This window comes from Salipiger mucosus DSM 16094, assembly GCF_000442255.1.
Lineage (GTDB): Bacteria > Pseudomonadota > Alphaproteobacteria > Rhodobacterales > Rhodobacteraceae > Salipiger > Salipiger mucosus.
In genome coordinates this window covers 70131-72480 of sequence record NZ_KE557284.1, presented here as the reverse complement: position 1 = coordinate 72480, position 2350 = coordinate 70131, and the positions used below count along the sequence as shown (strand labels likewise).

The window sequence follows — 2350 nt, the reverse complement described above, 5'->3', positions numbered from 1 at the left end:
CGCCGCTAGGGCCGGCTCCCGTCCCGCGCGGCACGGGCCCCGCCCGAGGCCCCGCAAGGGGCCGAGGCAACCTGCGCGCGGCGCCAGCCGCGCTCCGCCGGATCACTTCAGCTGCGAATCCTTCGAGCCGCGCCGGTTGATCCCGCCGCGTGCCCGCTGCGCCCCGTCGCGCTCCTGCTGGCAGTCGATGCACAGCTTCACCCCCGGGATCGCGATCCTGCGCTTCTCCGGGATCTCCTCGTCGCATTCCGCGCAGTGGGTCAGGCTCTCGCCCACCGGCGCGCGCCGCGCCTTCATGCGCTCCAGCTCCTCGCTGATCGAGGCCTCGATCTGCTCGCTCACCGCGCCGTCGCGGCTCCATCCTCCGGCCATACCGGTCTCCCTCTTCGCGTCGGCCGCCGCCCCGCCTCAGTCCAGCTCGGTCCAGGGCCAGGGCTTCACCTCCGAGGCCCCGGTCTGGAACCGCGCCGCCTTGGCCATCCAGATCCCGAGGTCGGTGCCGAAGTCGGCCAGCCGCTCGTTGGGCCTTCGGTGGTTCGTCGCCATGATCACGAACTGCACCACCGTCGCCACGGTCAGCACCGTCTGCGCGAGGCTCAGCATCAGCCAGATCAGGATCATGTAGGCCAGCCGCAGCGGCAGCCCATCGGGGCGCACCTCGGGCTGCTCGCCGTTGATCCGTCCCGCGACCTTGTCGTCCTCCGAGGTCATGCACGTCCTCCGCTGGTCCTGCGCCGAAACATTACAGCCCGCCCGCGCAAAGGCCAAGGCCCCGGCCGCTCCCGGTCTTGAAACCGCCGCCCGGCGCGCTCTTTTCCAAGGCACACAGCCGCCCCGAAAGCCACGCCATGATCCGCATCGCCATCCTGATCCTCGCCCTTCTCGCCCTGCCCGCGCAGGCGGCACAGGGCTTCCGCTTCGACGACATCGACGGCGGCACGCTCTCGCTCGAGCAATGGCGCGGCCAGCCGGTGCTGGTGGTCAACACCGCCTCGCGCTGCGCCTTCACCCGGCAATACGACGGGCTGCAGGCGCTCTACGACCGCTACCGCGACCGCGGGCTCGTGGTCCTCGCGGTGCCCTCGAACGACTTCAAGCAGGAGCTGGGCGACGAGGCCGCGGTCAAGGATTTCTGCGCGGTCAACTTCGACCTCGACCTGCCGATGACCACGATCACGCGCGTCACCGGCGACGCGGCCCACCCGCTCTACCGCTGGCTCGCCGCCCGGGGCTTCGAGCCCGCGTGGAACTTCAACAAGGCCCTGATCGGCCCCGACGGCGCGCTCGTCGAGACCTGGGGCAGCACCACCCGCCCCACCTCGCGCCGCCCGATCACCGACCGCATCGAGCCCCTGCTCGACTGAGCCTGCGTGGGCTCGCGCCCCGACCGGTCGTTGCGGCCTTGATGCGCCGTCGGCAAGGAGAAGCGTCGTCGAGCGACGCTTCTCCTTGCACCTGGACGGGCCGTCTCCGCCTCTTCGATCGGCAGAAAACGGCGCGCCCATGATACCCCGGCCGGACAACCCGGCCGGGGCGCTCCGCCCCTTCAGTGCGTCAGCAGCGCGTAGAGCTCGTCCTTCAGCGCCGCGCGCTCCTTGCGCAGGCGGACCTCCTCCAGCTCGTCGACGGGCTGCACGCTGCTCTCGGCGCGATGCACCTCGCGGTTCACGGCATGGTACTTCTCGGCCAGGTGCGCGAAGCGCCGGTCGCTCTGTTTCAGCTCCGAAATGCGCTGCGCGAGATCCGGGAATTCCTCGGCCAGTTCGTGCGGGACATGGGACATGCGGGCCTCTCCTCTTTTTCCGTTTTCTTCAGGTCCGACAGCAGACTTGCACGCCACCTCTCACCCCACCTTGACAGGGATCAAACCGGCCACGCTGGCGCAACGTCACGCGCCGGCCGAGCCAGAGCCGACACCGCGCCAGGGCCGTGGCGCTCCAGGATCGGTGCGCCGCAAAACACCCTTGTCACGCGACAATCGGCATGCCGCTCCGCGACCGCCGCGCCGTGCCTTCGCCGCACTGCACGCGATCCGCCGACGCGCCATCGACGCCTCACGCGAGGCCCGGGCGAGCGGCACCTTCCGCTCGACTCCGGTCGGACCGAAATCGCCCCGGCACGCGCGAGGCCGCCGCTCCGATCTCTGCGGAAGGCACACTTCGTCCCTCGGTCGGCGGCGCGCCACCGCCGCGAGTTGCTCCCGGCGCCGAACCACGCAGGCTCAGGATCGCCCGACCGCCGCCCCGACCGGCGCGTCAGGCCTGTCCCGCTACCGCCAGCGCCGCCCGGCACGTCAGGCCTGCCCCGCGACCGCCAGCCCCGACCGGCGCGCCAGGTCTGTCCCGCGACC

General features: G+C 71.4%; 4 protein-coding genes. 1 reads left to right on the top strand and 3 read right to left on the bottom strand.

Translation table 11 applies throughout. The annotated features are described in order from the left end of the window. Positions 1-102: 102 nt before the first annotated feature. Positions 103-372, bottom strand: coding sequence for a DksA/TraR family C4-type zinc finger protein (locus SALMUC_RS23730; RefSeq protein WP_020043766.1), 270 nt, complete (start codon positions 370-372; stop codon positions 103-105). A gap of 36 nt (positions 373-408) precedes the next feature. Beyond that, on the bottom strand, positions 409-711 hold the full coding sequence (locus tag SALMUC_RS23725; protein WP_020043767.1) for a DUF4389 domain-containing protein: 303 nt from the start codon (positions 709-711) through the stop codon (positions 409-411). 137 nt (positions 712-848) lie between these two features. Here SALMUC_RS23725 and SALMUC_RS23720 point away from each other — a divergent pair, with 137 nt between their 5' ends. Then, a complete protein-coding gene (locus SALMUC_RS23720) occupies positions 849-1364 on the top strand; it encodes a glutathione peroxidase (protein WP_037372857.1) in 516 nt (171 codons plus the stop codon). Positions 1365-1546: 182 nt separating this feature from the next. On the opposite strand, the gene SALMUC_RS23715 is transcribed toward SALMUC_RS23720, so the two are convergent. Next, positions 1547-1783, bottom strand: a complete 237-nt coding sequence (locus SALMUC_RS23715) for an HP1242/YdcH family protein (protein ID WP_020043769.1) — start codon at positions 1781-1783, stop codon at positions 1547-1549. Positions 1784-2350 lie beyond the last annotated feature (567 nt).